Source organism: Paenibacillus sp. P4_A9 (assembly GCF_056402415.1).
Genome location: NZ_JBFUHL010000091.1, coordinates 1 through 14,902, shown reverse-complemented (window position 1 = coordinate 14,902; position 14,902 = coordinate 1). Strand labels below are relative to the sequence as shown.

13 protein-coding genes and 2 pseudogenes are annotated in these 14,902 nt (G+C 43.3%); all 15 read left to right on the top strand.

What is annotated here, in order from left to right; translation table 11 throughout:
* Positions 1-394: pseudogene (locus AC1DVJ_RS27880) on the top strand (dipicolinate synthase subunit A); the annotation flags it as partial.
* Complete coding sequence (locus AC1DVJ_RS27875; RefSeq protein ID WP_056625070.1) at positions 391-984, top strand: dipicolinate synthase subunit B; 594 nt, start codon at positions 391-393, stop codon at positions 982-984. The pseudogene AC1DVJ_RS27880 and the gene AC1DVJ_RS27875, both read left to right, overlap by 4 nt.
* Before the next feature lie 36 nt (positions 985-1,020).
* A complete protein-coding gene (locus AC1DVJ_RS27870; RefSeq protein WP_477595588.1) occupies positions 1,021-2,058 on the top strand; it encodes an aspartate-semialdehyde dehydrogenase in 1,038 nt (345 codons plus the stop codon).
* Between the two features lie 43 nt (positions 2,059-2,101).
* Entirely contained in the window at positions 2,102-3,316 is a 1,215-nt protein-coding gene (gene dapG, locus AC1DVJ_RS27865; RefSeq protein ID WP_477595585.1) for an aspartate kinase, read from the top strand.
* Positions 3,317-3,342: 26 nt separating this feature from the next.
* A complete protein-coding gene (gene dapA / locus AC1DVJ_RS27860; protein ID WP_477595583.1) occupies positions 3,343-4,206 on the top strand; it encodes a 4-hydroxy-tetrahydrodipicolinate synthase in 864 nt (287 codons plus the stop codon).
* Between the two features lie 171 nt (positions 4,207-4,377).
* Positions 4,378-6,054, top strand: a complete 1,677-nt coding sequence (locus AC1DVJ_RS27855; RefSeq protein ID WP_477595581.1) for a ribonuclease J — start codon at positions 4,378-4,380, stop codon at positions 6,052-6,054.
* A 171-nt stretch (positions 6,055-6,225) separates the two neighbouring features.
* The gene (locus tag AC1DVJ_RS27850) at positions 6,226-6,960 is read left to right on the top strand and encodes a ClpP family protease (protein ID WP_477595579.1); all 735 of its coding nucleotides are present in this window, start codon (positions 6,226-6,228) and stop codon (positions 6,958-6,960) included.
* Positions 6,957-7,196, top strand: coding sequence for a YlzJ-like family protein (locus AC1DVJ_RS27845; protein WP_477595577.1), 240 nt, complete (start codon positions 6,957-6,959; stop codon positions 7,194-7,196). The genes AC1DVJ_RS27850 and AC1DVJ_RS27845 overlap by 4 nt, the downstream gene beginning before the upstream one ends.
* Before the next feature lie 63 nt (positions 7,197-7,259).
* The gene (locus tag AC1DVJ_RS27840; protein ID WP_477595575.1) at positions 7,260-9,815 is read left to right on the top strand and encodes a DNA translocase FtsK; all 2,556 of its coding nucleotides are present in this window, start codon (positions 7,260-7,262) and stop codon (positions 9,813-9,815) included.
* Positions 9,816-9,932: 117 nt separating this feature from the next.
* The gene (gene sleB / locus AC1DVJ_RS27835; RefSeq protein WP_477595573.1) at positions 9,933-10,712 is read left to right on the top strand and encodes a spore cortex-lytic enzyme; all 780 of its coding nucleotides are present in this window, start codon (positions 9,933-9,935) and stop codon (positions 10,710-10,712) included.
* Positions 10,713-10,813: 101 nt separating this feature from the next.
* A complete protein-coding gene (gene yfmF / locus AC1DVJ_RS27830; protein WP_477595571.1) occupies positions 10,814-12,094 on the top strand; it encodes an EF-P 5-aminopentanol modification-associated protein YfmF in 1,281 nt (426 codons plus the stop codon).
* 3 nt (positions 12,095-12,097) lie between these two features.
* Entirely contained in the window at positions 12,098-13,387 is a 1,290-nt protein-coding gene (yfmH, locus tag AC1DVJ_RS27825) for an EF-P 5-aminopentanol modification-associated protein YfmH (protein WP_477595569.1), read from the top strand.
* Positions 13,384-14,139, top strand: a complete 756-nt coding sequence (gene ymfI, locus AC1DVJ_RS27820; protein WP_477595566.1) for an elongation factor P 5-aminopentanone reductase — start codon at positions 13,384-13,386, stop codon at positions 14,137-14,139. The genes yfmH and ymfI overlap by 4 nt, the downstream gene beginning before the upstream one ends.
* Positions 14,140-14,243: 104 nt before the next feature.
* Entirely contained in the window at positions 14,244-14,495 is a 252-nt protein-coding gene (locus AC1DVJ_RS27815) for a DUF3243 domain-containing protein (protein ID WP_028558337.1), read from the top strand.
* A gap of 60 nt (positions 14,496-14,555) precedes the next feature.
* Positions 14,556-14,902, top strand: a pseudogene (locus AC1DVJ_RS27810) (hypothetical protein); the annotation flags it as partial.

Sequence of the window (14,902 nt, the reverse complement as noted above, 5' to 3'; positions counted from 1 at the left end):
GGCTAAAACCTTGCAAGGATTAGGGGCAACCGTCAAGGTTGGCGTCAGGAAACCGGAGCATTACGCAAGGGCGTGGGAGATGGGTTTTCAGCCTTTTTACACGAAGGATCTGTACCCGGAAGTGGGGAATATTGACTTGCTTTTTAATACAATTCCGACTATGATAGTCACAGCGCAAGTTATCACCAATATCCCACATCGCGCGCTTATTATCGATTTAGCTTCAAGACCCGGCGGAACGGACTTTCGCTTTGCCGAGAAGAGAGGCATTAAAGCGATGCTAGCGCCCGGTTTACCTRGAATCGTCGCCCCCAAAACAGCTGGCCGAATTATGGCTAACACGTTAAGTCAGCTGATCGAGGAAGACTTCAAAGACAGGAGCGATGTGGAATGAATTGGCAAGGGAAAACAGTCGGTTACGCATTAACCGGATCTCACTGTACACTTGAAGAGGTCATGCCTCAAATTAAGAGATTTGTAGATGCGGGTGCTCGCGTCATACCGATTGTATCGAATACAATTATGACGACTGACACACGTTTTGGTAAATCAGCCGATTGGCAGCAAATGTTGAAGGATATTACAGGGAATGAGATTATATCTACCATTGTAGATGCAGAACCGCTAGGCCCATCCAAGTTATTGGATGTGATGGTGATTGCTCCTTGTACGGGTAATACGACTAGTAAACTAGCAAATGCAATGACAGAAAGTCCTGTTCTAATGGCAGCTAAAGCACAAATGAGAAACTTGAGACCGCTTGTATTAGCGATTTCAACGAATGATGGTTTGGGTTTAAATGCGATGAATATCGCAAAGTTGCTAATTACAAAAAATATATACTTTGTGCCTTATGGTCAAGATGCACCTGGAGCAAAACCAAATTCGTTGGTGGCTCGGATGGACTTGATTATGGAAGCTTGTGAAGCTGCGCTTGAAGGTAAACAATTGCAGCCTATGATTATTGAAAGATTTCAATACTAATTTATAGATATCAACTTGAGGGGGAGAGACCAGCATATGTCCAACCAGAAGCTATTTAATGTTGCAGTTGTAGGCGCTACAGGCGCTGTAGGCGAGCAAATCATACGTCTATTAGAAGAACGGAATTTCCCCATCAAGGAATTGAAATTACTTTCTTCCGCTCGCTCAGCGGGTGTAAAGCTATCTTTTAAAGGTCAAGAAGTTGTCGTTCAAGAAGCAACTCCTGAAAGCTTTCAAGGCGTAGATATCGCTCTATTCAGTGCTGGTGGCGACGTCACGAAAGCATTGGCACCGCATGCGGTTGAAGCGGGTGCGATTTGTATTGATAATACAAGCGCTTACCGAATGGACCCAGATACGCCACTTGTCGTTCCGGAAGTAAATGTTGAGAAAATCAATGAACATAAAGGGATTATCGCAAACCCGAACTGTTCTACGATTCAAATGGTTGCAGCGCTTAAGCCGCTTTATGACCGTTATGGGATTTCCCGCATTATCGTTTCTACGTACCAAGCCGTTTCCGGTGCTGGCGCTAAAGCGATTAATGAAATGCTTAGACAATCCAAAGAAGTATTAGAAGGTAATGAGGCGAACCCCGATATTCTACCGGTCGGTTCCTTACCAGTGAAGCATCAAATCGCTTTCAATGCGATTCCGCAAATCGATAAATTCCTGGACAATGGATTTACGAATGAAGAAATGAAAATGATTCTTGAAACGAAGAAAATTATGGGCGATGAGTCCATTGAAGTTACAGCTACATGCGTGCGTATTCCTGTTGTTTATGGACACTCGGAATCCGTATATGTAGAATTGAAAGAAGATTTTGATGTTGAAGAAGTGAAAACACTGCTTGCAAATGCACCTGGAATTGTCCTTGTTGACAATCCGGCAGAACAACAGTACCCACTTGCTACAGATGCTGCAGGTAAGCTCGAAACTTTCGTAGGACGTGTACGTCGCGATTTGAGTAACCCTAAGGCGCTTAACATGTGGATCGTTTCTGATAATTTGTTAAAAGGTGCTGCCTGGAATGCGGTACAAATTGCTGAATATATTGCTATAGAGCAATAATCAGCATACTGCTTACATGCAGCAGTGAAAATGGGGGAAACTCATGCGAATTCTTGTTCAAAAATTCGGAGGTACTTCGCTTTCCACCGCACAAGCTAGAGAACACGTTATTGGACATATTCAAGATGCACTAATCCAACATTATAAATTAGTTGTTGTCGTATCTGCGATGGGAAGAAAAGGGGAACCCTATGCGACTGACACGCTTCTAGACCTCGTTCGTAAGAACGGGGAGGGGCTGCCTGCACGGGAACTCGATATGTTGATGGGCTGCGGAGAATTAATATCTGCAGTGCTTTTGTGCAGTCTATTAAACAAAACAGGTATCCGAGCAACAGTTTTGACGGGTGGGCAAGCAGGTCTGATTACGAATGAGAATCATGGTAATGCTCAGATCATCGCAATGAAGCCGGGTCGGATCCTTGAATTGTTAGAGCAAGACCTGGTTGTCATTGTCACTGGGTTTCAAGGGAAAACGAGCAGCGATGAGTTGACAACATTAGGCCGCGGTGGCAGTGATACATCAGCAACTGCACTTGGTGCTGCACTAAAAGCAGAAATTGTAGATATCTTCACAGATGTCAATGGTATTTTGACAGCGGATCCAAGAATCGTTGAAGATGCTAAACCTTTACAGCGTGTAAGCTTTATTGAGATATGCAACATGGCACATAATGGCGCGAAAGTCATTCATCCGCGAGCTGTTGAAGTTGCCATGCAAGCGAATATTCCGATTCGTGTGAGGTCAACCTTCACCAAAGAAGAAGGAACGCTAGTCACGGCTTCTGACACGTTATCAGAAGTTAACCATGTAAAAGATCGCTTTGTTACAGGGATTGCTCATTTTACGAATATTACACAGATTCAGGTCGCTGCCGTTGATGGAGAATTCGATCTACAGCTACGTGTATTCAAAACAATGGCTCAGCATCAGATTAGTGTTGATTTTATTAATGTGAACCCTTCTGGCGTTGTATATACGGTCTTCGATCATGAAGCAGAACGTGCAGTTCAATTACTCAAGGCGCAAGGCTATGAGCCTAAGTTCACGAGCGGCTGTGCGAAGGTATCCGTGATTGGTGGCGGAATGAATGGTGTTCCTGGCATTATGGCGCACATTGTTGAAGCATTGACCGTGGAAGATATCCGAATTCTGCAATCAGCTGATTCGAACACAACCATCTGGGTGCTTGTTCAAGGTGTGGATATGATCAAGTCAGTTCGAGCACTTCATCGAAAATTCAATTTATATAAATAAAAATGAGAGAGTCAGGAGGCGTACCAGTGAGTTTTGGAAGAGTAGTCACGGCAATGGTTACACCATTTGACGAGCAGTTGCAGGTCAATTGGGAACAAGTAGAGCCCCTAATTAATTATTTAATTGAAGAACAAAATTCGGATAGCCTTGTAATCTGTGGGACGACAGGGGAATCGCCGACATTATCAGAGGATGAAAAGTTGAAGCTAATTGAGCTTTCCGTTCGTGTTGCGGCTGGTCGTTGCAAAATCATTGCAGGTACTGGAAGTAATGACACCGCTCATACGATCGCTTTTTCACTTAAAGTTGAGCAACTTGGTGTGGATGCGTTACTTCTCGTTGCTCCGTATTACAACCGTCCTTCACAGGAAGGGTTGTATCAGCATTTTAAAGCGATTGCTGAGGCGGTAAAGGTTCCAGTCGTGCTCTATAATGTGCCTGGCCGAGCAGGTGTTAACCTGGATGCTGACACAACGATTCGTCTATCACAGATCCCGAATATCGTGGCAACCAAAGATTGCTCGAATACGGATCAAATGACGCGTATTCTTACGCATGCTGCTCCTGATTTCCTTGTTTATAGCGGAGATGATAGCAATACATTGCCAGCCTTAGCTATTGGTTGCGAAGGAATTATAAGTGTAGCGAGTCATGTGATTGGAAAAGAAATGCAAACTATGATAAAGTATTATTTAGAAGGCAACATTCAGCAAGCTGCAGAGCTTCACCGTAAGCTTCATCCTGTATTCACTGGTATTTTCTGTGCACCAAGCCCAGCGCCAATTAAGCATGCGCTTGCACTCAAAGGCATTGAAACAGGCGGCGTTCGACTTCCGTTAGTTCGTGTATCCGAGCAAGAAGGACAATTCATTCAATCACTTTTTGTATGATCATGCCTAATGAATCGGTGCTTCCGGCATCGGTTTTCTTTTTTTGGGAAATCTAAATGTATTCAGTATTAACTTGTATTTGCTGTTTTTTTTCATGTATAATGGTTGCAAGTGACTAGTTCGGTTTTTTCATTTAAAATTCGTCGTCCAATCTATGAAGGAGGTATATTCTTGTCCAAAAAAAATATTGATAAACTTTTGATCTTCGCTCTTGGCGGCGTGGGCGAAATCGGAAAAAATATGTATTGCGTTCAGTATGCGAACGATATAATCGTCATTGACAGTGGTTTGAAATTTCCTGAGGAGGACATGCTCGGAATTGACATTGTCATCCCAGATATCGGGTACTTAACAGAAAATCGGGATAAAGTACGCGGCATCATCATCACCCACGGCCATGAGGATCACATTGGTGGCTTACCTTACGTGCTGAAACACCTTAATGTTCCACTCTACGCAACGAAGTTAACGATGGGACTTATAGAAGCTAAGCTGAAGGAAGCTAACCTGCTCGGAACGACGAACCGTATTCTAATCAATTCGGAATCCGTTCTTCCCCTAGGCGTACTTACGGCAACATTCTTCAAAACCAATCATAGTATACCTGATTCTGTGGGTGTCGCACTTGATACACCAGAAGGTGTTGTTGTTCATACGGGAGATTTTAAGTTTGACCAAACTCCAGTTAATGAACAATATGCAGATTTGCATCGTATGGCTGAGATCGGAAAGAAAGGCGTTCTTGCCTTACTTTCAGACAGTACGAATGCAGAACGTCCTGGTTACACGGGCTCTGAGCGCGGTGTAGGTATTGAGATTGAAGAAGTGTTCCGTAAAGCGAAGCAAAGAGTTATTATTGCGACTTTTGCATCGAATATTCACCGTGTTCAACAGGTGTTTGATGCAGCAGCAGCAACGAATCGCAAAGTAACAGTTATTGGACGCAGTATGGTGAACGTGGTTTCGATTGCTAGCGAATTAGGCTACCTGCATATTCCAGATGGCATGTTGATTGAGCCAGAGGAAGTTAACAAGCTTGCAGCAGATCGTGTAGTTATCCTTTCCACGGGAAGTCAAGGCGAGCCAATGTCGGCTCTTACAAGAATGGCACGTTCAACCCATCGTAAAATTGATATTTTACCGGGGGATACAGTCATTATTGCGGCAACTCCAATTCCAGGAAACGAGCGTTATGTTGGCAGAACGGTTGATGAATTGTTCCGTATCGGTGCAAACGTGATTTACGGACCGGGATCAGTAACGGGTGTTCACGTATCTGGTCACGGAAGTCAGGAAGAATTGAAGCTTATGCTGAACCTGATGAAGCCGAAATACTTTATTCCGATTCATGGCGAATACCGCATGCTGCGTCAACATGCCATTCTTGCCGAAACTGTCGGTATTCCTAAAGAAGATATTTTTATGTGCGATATTGGTGACACGGTTGAAATTCAAAATGGTGCTGCCCGCAAAGGATCGAAAGTTCAAAGCGGTAACATCCTAATTGATGGACTTGGTGTTGGGGATGTAGGCAATATCGTATTGCGTGACCGTAAATTACTGTCGCAAGATGGAATTTTAGTTGTCGTGGTTACATTAAGTAAACAAGATGGTAAAATTTTGTCAGGCCCAGATATTATTTCACGCGGATTTGTTTATGTTCGTGAATCCGAAGGACTTCTAGAGGAAGCCAATCGTATCGTAACAAATACGTTAACTAAACTAATGAATGAAAATGTAAATGAATGGGCATCTTTAAAAACAAATGTAAAAGATGTTCTCGGACGCTTTTTATATGAACAAACCAGAAGAAGACCAATGATTCTTCCTATCATTATGGAAGTTTAGGTACTCGAACAAGTCACTTGAGCCTATGCAAATAGTAAAGCTCTCTCCATTGGAGGGAGCTTTTTCTTGTTCTCGCAAGTGAAGTATGCATGAAAGTATACAAGTTTATTCATACTATGGGAGATATTGAACAACTTGTCTTTGTAGCATAATTTGAAAGGGGATTATATAGTGGCATCAGCACCAGGCTCAAAGGAACAAGAACAGGGAACAGAGGAAGCCAAGAAAAATGTAGTTCTCGAAAATATTCAACAATTAGGTCAAACCAACACCGTTTCTGGCGAATCGAATATTTTTTGTCTAACGATAATTGGACAGGTAGAGKGTCATATCGTGCTGCCTCCTCAGAATAAAACAACCAAATATGAACATCTAATTCCTCAACTAGTAGCCGCCGAGCAGAATTCCAAGATTGAAGGCGTAATGATCATTTTAAACACGGTTGGCGGCGATGTAGAGGCGGGTCTAGCTATCGCTGAAATGATCGCGACGTTATCGAAACCAACCATTGCTTTGGTCCTAGGAGGCGGACATAGTATCGGTGTTCCAATTGCAGTCTCAGCTGACTATTCGATCATCGCCGAAACAGCAACCATGACGATCCATCCGATTCGCATGAATGGTTTGGTTATTGGCGTACCGCAAACCTTTGAATATTTAGATAAAATGCAAGAGCGTGTCGTAAGATTTGTAACTAAGCATTCGAACGTAACGGAAGAGAAATTTAAAGAACTTATGTTTAAGACAGGTGAGCTTACGAGAGATATCGGCACAACGGTGATCGGGATCGACGCTGTTAAATATGGATTAATCAATCAAGTTGGAGGTATTGGTGATGCCATTAAAGAGCTGAACAGCCGGATCGAAGCGAGGAAAGCGTCGAATTCAGGGGGACTTGTTCAATGATCCATTACTCTGTGATTCCGCTGGAAGTCATATTTGATGGATTCGATACCTTTGCTCCTAACTACTTAGATATAGAGCAAGATGGCTTTATGATGCAAATTGAACCTCTAAGTGGCTATCAAGCGCGTATTGTAAGGCTGTATAGCTGCAATCCACTGGACTATTTGAATGAACAATATGCGCCAGGCAGCATCATTTCCTATCGTCCTCAGATCGAGACGATTTCAAACCGKTAAGTCGTGTTCCCGTATCATCCCTCAAGATAATTATGGTATAATGTGGACTTGGGGGTGACAATCTTGGCGAAACGCAGGAAAAAGACGAAGGCTGTAAAAACCAGCTTATTATTCGAGCTGTACGGAATCCTCATCTTGATTTTCTCCGTCATTGCCCTTGCACATCAAGGACATGTGKGGAATTCATTGATTTATTTGTTTCGCTTTTTTGTGGGGACTTGGTATTCACTTATACCTCTCATTTTCATTTATGTGGCGTTGTATGCCATGATCAAGAGAGCATGGCCCCAAATGGTAACTCCCAAGAAAGCGGGCATTTTGTTATTCATTCTTGGATTATTAATCAAGAATCATATTGATTTATTCGCTCAGTTATACCCAAGCAATGATTTCACGTCAGGTAAAGTCATTTCTTCAACATGGTCAGCCATGTTAGAGGGGTTGCACCCAACGGAAGCTGGCAAAGCATCGTTAGAGCACGGTATTGGCGGAGGAATGGTAGGAGCATTTTTATACAGCATACTCTATTTCCTTTTTGATTACCTTGGTGCGAGATTGATCCAATATATGCTTTTTGTTATGGGTTTTATTCTAGCGACAGGTGTCTCCTATGTGGATCTAGGTAATATCGTGAAGGGTCGATTCAGCAACGTAGGACAAAATTTCAAAGACAGAATGAAAGAATGGCTTCAAGACCGAGAAGGACGTCAACCTGAGGCAGCTAAAACAGGGAGTACCCCTGCTAAGGTGAAGAAGACAGCCTACGTGCCTGTAGATGATGAATTTGATGAAGAGGTTTTCCAACCGGTAAAAAGGGCTAAGAGAGCACCGTTGTTTATGGAACTCCTTCGTCCGCTCAAGGAGAATCGCAAGAAATCAACTGCTAGGGAACGCGATGATTTAGAAGATAACTTGTCAGCGTCGGATGCTGAAGATGCCCCGGAGGAAGTTGTCTACTCGAACACGGTTCATCCAACGGCTGAACCTATACATAACTCAGGTGAACAGTCTGGTGCTCCTATTATTCGCGATTTTCAAGAACAGGTTATTCAAGAAGCTCAGCAAGTGGTTAGGCCGTCAGCTGTACCTACGCCTGTAGCAACGAATGTAACGACAACAGCACCCACTGGTGTTGATGATGAGAATGAACCGATCACACTTGAATTTCAAGTGGATACACCTGTTATCGTGACACGTCCATATGAAATACCTTCGCTTGATCTATTAGCAAGACCAGCTTTAGGTAAGGGAAGCGAGATGGCGGACTACAAGGCTAATGCAAGGAAGCTTGAAGCGACGTTAGAAAGCTTTGGTGTTCGAGCTAAAGTCCTTGAGGTAGTGAGAGGTCCTGCGGTTACTCGATATGAAATCCAGCCTGACGTTGGTGTGAAGGTCAGTAGAATTGTTTCGTTGACCGATGATATTGCACTTGCACTTGCAGCGAAGGATATCCGGATGGAAGCTCCAATCCCCGGTAAATCTGCGATTGGAATCGAAGTGCCTAATTTGGAAGTATCTATTGTTACAATGCGTGAAGTCATGGAAACGACTGCTTTTCAGGAGTCTAGCTCTCGCTTATCAGTTGTTCTAGGACGAGATATTTCTGGCCAGCCGATTGTTGGCAATCTAGCAAGAATGCCGCATTTACTTGTTGCAGGTGCCACAGGATCTGGAAAATCCGTATGTATTAACGGGATTATTACGAGTATTTTGTATAAAGCCAAACCAAATGAAGTGAAGTTCTTAATGATCGATCCGAAGATGGTTGAGCTGAACGTGTATAATGGAATCCCACATCTATTAGCACCCGTTGTAACAGATCCACGACGAGCTTCATTAGCGCTTAAGAAAATCGTTGTCGAGATGGAGAAACGTTATGAGTTATTCTCCAAGAGCGGGACACGAAACATTGAAGGCTATAACGCTTTGCTGACAGAGAGTGGCACTTCGGCACCGTTGCCATACTATGTAATTATCGTAGATGAGCTAGCAGATCTAATGATGGTTGCGGCTAATGATGTCGAAGATTCGATCTGTCGTCTTGCTCAGATGGCGCGGGCAGCTGGTATTCACTTAATTATCGCGACGCAACGTCCGTCTGTTGACGTCATTACAGGTGTTATCAAGGCAAATATTCCTTCCCGTATTGCTTTTGGTGTGTCGTCGCAAGTGGATTCGCGGACGATCTTGGATATGGTTGGCGCGGAGAAGCTGCTAGGTCGAGGGGATATGCTTTACTTGCCAGTTGGTGCATCCAAGCCGGTTCGTATTCAAGGTGCATTCCTCTCCGATGGAGAGGTTGAACAGGTTGTCGGCTTCGTACGTACACAAGAACAAGCAAACTATCGCGAGGAACTAGTTCCACAGGTCGAAGAAATGCCTGAGCAGCAGAATGAATTTGAGGACGAGCTATACGATCAAGCCGTACAAATTGTTTTGGAAGCGAAGCAAGCTTCTGTTTCACTGCTTCAAAGACGAATGAGAGTGGGTTACACACGTGCAGCTAGGCTTGTCGATGCCATGGAAGCCAAAGGCGTTGTTGGCCCTTATGAAGGCAGTAAACCGCGTGAAGTACTTCTCTCGCTTGAACAATATCATCACAATCGGATTAGCTCTTAATCCGTATTGGACTAACACTCTCCAATGGAGAGTGTTTTTATTTGTATAATCATTGACTCGCTTTCTCATAATAAGCAAGAAAAGGCTGTAATTTGAAAAGTGAGGTTGAGAAGGGGAATGAATAAACGACTAATTGTCATTACATTTTGTATCGTCTTTGTCTTGGTGGTTTCCTTTCAATTGAAGGGCCGATTTAATCCTCCGACGGAAGAAACATTCAGTAAAAATGAAGTGCGCTATGGTGCCACAGGTTCAGATGTGAATGAACTACAAGGCAGATTGAAATTCATTGGCTTTTATAACGGCAGCATAGACGGCGATTATGGCTACAAGACATTAACAGCAGTGAAGCGATTCCAAGGTGAGTTTGGCATGAAGGTAGACGGGATTGTTGGACCGAAAACCAAGCTTAAGCTATGGGAAGCAACGAAAAGCTGGAAACCTACAGCTCCAGAAACAGCAAACAATCAAGGCGGTAACAATGCAGCGRCCGGAGCAGGTCAGAAGCCTGCTAATTTAACACCCTCCAATAATCAAGGGTATTCCGAGCAAGATATTAACTTAATGGCCAATGCCGTCAATGGAGAAGCGCGAGGTGAGCCGTTCATTGGACAAGTAGCCGTTGCAGCAGTCATCTTAAACCGAGTGAAATCGGCGAGTTTTCCGAATACAATTTCCGGTGTTATTTTCCAACCTGGTGCTTTCACAGCCGTAGCCGATGGTCAAATATGGTTAACACCGAATGAATCATCCAAAAAAGCCGTAAGGGATGCTTTGAATGGTTTGGACCCATCTGGTGGTTGTATTTATTACTTCAATCCAGAAACGGCAACGTCCAAATGGATATGGACAAGAAAACAAGTTAAAAAAATCGGTAAACACATTTTCTGTGTATAATTTAGAGAAGGACAAGGAGAAGGGACCAGCATTGGTTGCTTCTCCTCTTCGTATAGGAATATAATGGATTTATTACACGGACATAGAAGGGAGACTGACCTTTGAAGCCTAATCAATTTGAGCGCAGCAGTTGGAAGCATATCCGTATGCATGTTTTACCGACAGATCGTTTCAAAACATTTGCCATTTCTGTCTACATAGGCCGTCAATTAGAAGAGGATACGGTCACAAGTACGGCGTTAACACCTTTTATCCTTCGAAGAGGAACAGAACTGCGTCCTGAGACCAAACAATTTCGTGAGTATTTAGATGATTTATACGGCGCTGGGTTTGGCTTTGATATTTATAAGCGCGGCGATTATCAAATCGTACAGATACGAATGGACATCATCAATGATCGCTTCGTGAAATCGACTGATTCCTTATTGAAGCAGGGTCTTGAATTTGTTGGTGAAACATTAACTCGGCCAGCTTTAGAAGATCAGCATTTTCGTACGAAATATGTAGATGCAGAAAAGCAAACCCTGCGTAAACGAATTGAATCCGTCATCAACGATAAAATCCGCTATGCTGCTGAGCGTTGTATGGAAGAAATGTGCAGCGGGGAACCTTACCGACTTCATCCATTAGGCAAAATTGAAGATCTCGACGGTATGAATGCGGAGCAGCTTTACGAACAATATAAAGAATGGCTCCAAACGTCCCCGATGGACATTTACGTTGTTGGCAACACAACGCTTAGTGAGGTAGAAGAAATTGTGAAGCAATCGTTCGCAATTGAGCGAAATGTTGATGTTAACTATGTCACAACCGCGCCGCGTGGTGTAACAGGTGATGTGAAAACGATCGTAGAACGCTTGGATGTTAACCAAGGGAAGCTGAATATGGGATTACGTACGAATATTTCATATAGCGATGATCAATACCCGGTTGCACTGATGTACAATGGGGTTCTTGGCGGATACCCGCATTCCAAATTATTTACCAATGTTCGTGAGAAAGCGAGTCTTGCGTACTACGCCTCCTCTCGTTTTGATGGACATAAAGGCATCTTAACAATTCAGTCTGGTATTGAAATGGCTAACTATGAGAAAGCCGTTGACATCATTCGTAAACAACTTAAAGCGATGGAACAAGGCGAAATTACAGACATTGAGTGGAGCCAAACAAGGGCCATGATTTCCAATCAATTACGTGAGATCCAAGATTCTGCGTTTGAGCTGATCTCGTTTGATTTTAATGCTATTTTGTCAGGGAAAGAACGCACGGTTGCGGGTTTGATCTCATCTGTCGAGCAAGTCGATATACCTGCCATCGCTGAAGCGGCGAAGCGAGTGCAATTGGACACGATATACTTTTTACGGGACCAGAAGGGGGAGTAGACCATGCAGAGTATTCCATATCCACATCTCGGTGAAACCATTTATCATGAAAAGCTTGATAATGGGCTGCATGTGTTTGTGTTACCCAAAGAAGGTTTCCAAAAAACGTATGCCACTTTTACAACCCAGTATGGCTCCGTCGATAACCATTTTCAGGTTCAAGGTAAAGAAGCGGTGCGAGTACCGGATGGTATTGCGCATTTCTTAGAGCACAAAATGTTCGAGGAACCTGAAGGTGACATCTTTGCGACGTTTGCAACCAATGGCGCATCGGCCAATGCCTTTACAAGCTTTGATCGAACTGCCTATTTATTTTCATCGACAGATCGCTATTTAGAAAACTTAACGACATTAATTAATTTCGTCCAGAATCCTTATTTCACAGATGAAAATGTAGAAAAAGAAAAAGGGATTATCGGGCAAGAAATTAAAATGTACGAGGATAATGCGGACTGGCGCAGTTATTACGGGTTGATCGAATCCTTATATGCGAAGCATCCGATTCATATTGATATTGCGGGTACTGTAGCGTCTATTGCGGAAATAACCAAAGAGACGTTGTACGAGTGTTACAACACGTTTTATCATCCGAGCAACATGAGCTTGTTCGTTGTTGGCGGTGTAGATCCGCAAGAGGTTATTTCGCTGGTGAAAGAAAATCAAGCTGCCAAAACCTTCTCGCCGCAAGGCGAAATTGAGCGTTTCTTCCCAGAAGAGCCAGTTGAAGTCAAGGAAGCTCGCAGGCTTATTTTACTCCCAGTTTCGTTACCAAAATGTTTGATGGGATTCAAGGAAATTGCACCTGCGGTTACTGGTAAACCTTTATTAGTGAGAGAACTGACGACGAAATTAATGTTGGATATCTTATTTAGCTCCAGCTCGGATATTTATCAAACACTTTATGACGATCAGCTTATTTCTGATAATTTCGGTCATGAGTATAACTGCAGTGACGGCTATGCCTTTTCCATTGTTGGCGGAGATACCAAGGATCCTGATCAGTTGATCGCAAGAATTCGTGAAGAAGTTGAGAAAAGAAAAGCAGCTGGTCTCGATGAGGTCACGTTCGAACGCAGTAGGAAGAAGAAGATTGGCAGCTTCTTAAGGATGATGAATTCGCCCGAATCGATTGCTAATGAATATACAAAATATCGCTTCAAAGGAATCGATCTCTTCGATATTTTACCCGTGTATGAGCAGCTAACTCTTGAAGATGTTAACTGTCGATTCCGTGAGCATTTTGATTGGAGTAAGCTCGCTGTATCAATCGTACAGAGTCGTGAACCATCGTGAATGATGTAAAGCCGTTTAGTGAACAAAMCGTGCTAATTACGGGTGCTAGCAGAGGAATTGGAGCTGCAATCGCACAACGTTTTGCCGCGGTAGGCATGCAGATTGTGATTCATTATCGCGATTCACATGAAGCAGCGAATGAAATAGCCCGAACTTGTATGAAACAAGGGGCAACGGTTTTGACGGTAACAGCAGATATTCAATCGCATGAGCAAATTCTCAAAATGAGAGATAAGCTGGAGCAAATGAATATGATTCCAGATATAGTCGTTAATAATGCAGGTATCTCCCATTATGGTATGCTTTCCGATGTGACCGAAGAAGATTGGGATCGTGTCATGAATGTCAACCTGAAGGGCTCATTCCTTTGTACACAAGCGTTCATGGCGGCAATGGTTAGGCAAAAATACGGTCGTATCATTAATGTATCTTCGATTTGGGGGATCTCAGGGGCTTCGTGTGAGGTCTTATATTCAACGGCAAAGGGTGGCTTAAATGCCTTTACGAAGGCTTTGGCGAAAGAACTAGCTCCGTCAGGTGTTACGGTGAATGCCGTAGCGCCTGGAGCAGTTCAGACAGATATGATGGCTGCCTTTCAAGCGGAGGAAATCGATGCCATTACGAATGAGATTCCCGTTGGGCGTCTTGCATCTCCCCATGAAGTGGCATCGCTTGTCTATTTTCTAGCATTGCCTGAATCCGGCTACATAACAGGGCAAATCATCTCCCCTAATGGAGGTTGGCTTACTTAATTACAAGGGACCATGGCAATGAAGCCCACGCATAATTCCGTTTTGAGAAGCGCATATTACGTAAGTAATGACCATTTCTCATAACTCAAAGGAGGCTTCTAACAATGGCTACTGTACTTAAGGTGTTCGACAAATGGAAAGAGTTTTTGGCTGAACGCGTGAGTCAGGCTGGACATGCAGGGATGAGTGATGAAACCATCTCCAAGCTCGCTTTTCAAATTGGGGAGTTTTTGGCTGACAAGGTGGATCCTCAAAATGAGCAAGAACGAGTTCTCAAAGAGTTGTGGGATGCTGGGGATGAGCAGGAAAAGCATACGCTTGCGCGCCTAATGGTAAAATTAGTAGACAAAGGTTAATAACCGTTTTACAATTCAAAAGAGTACGATGTGAAAGCCTCCTCTTTCGGAGGCTTTTGCATGCTTTATAAGCTGGAAAGGAATTATCATTGTATGCATAAGAATCGATTCTTACTTATTTTAATCCTATTATCATCTTTGCTTGCAGGATGCGGGAATCGTGGAATTCCAGTCATTAAGCAAGAAGTGCTTGATCAGAAAATGTCCGTTTTGATGCTTTCAAGTGCGGGGATGACGGCATCCGCGAAAGAAGCCTTAGGGCAAACATTAAAGAATTGGCGAGATGCAAACTCGATTGCCTATGACTGGGTTAAAGATTTAAATGCACTGGATGAAAGTGTGGTTTCGAAATTGAAAACGAAATCATATGATTACATATATGTTGTTGGAAATGAACTGTTCACTTC

What these genes read in the sequence shown, in the direction of transcription:
- yfmH (WP_477595569.1), top strand. Translation starts at nt 12,098, where the DNA reads ATGCAGAGTATTCCATATCCACATCTCGGTGAAACCATTTATCATGAA.
- AC1DVJ_RS27875 (WP_056625070.1), top strand. Translation starts at nt 391, where the DNA reads ATGAATTGGCAAGGGAAAACAGTCGGTTACGCATTAACCGGATCTCAC.
- AC1DVJ_RS27870 (WP_477595588.1), top strand. Translation starts at nt 1,021, where the DNA reads ATGTCCAACCAGAAGCTATTTAATGTTGCAGTTGTAGGCGCTACAGGC.
- dapG (WP_477595585.1), top strand. Translation starts at nt 2,102, where the DNA reads ATGCGAATTCTTGTTCAAAAATTCGGAGGTACTTCGCTTTCCACCGCA.
- AC1DVJ_RS27815 (WP_028558337.1), top strand. Translation starts at nt 14,244, where the DNA reads ATGGCTACTGTACTTAAGGTGTTCGACAAATGGAAAGAGTTTTTGGCT.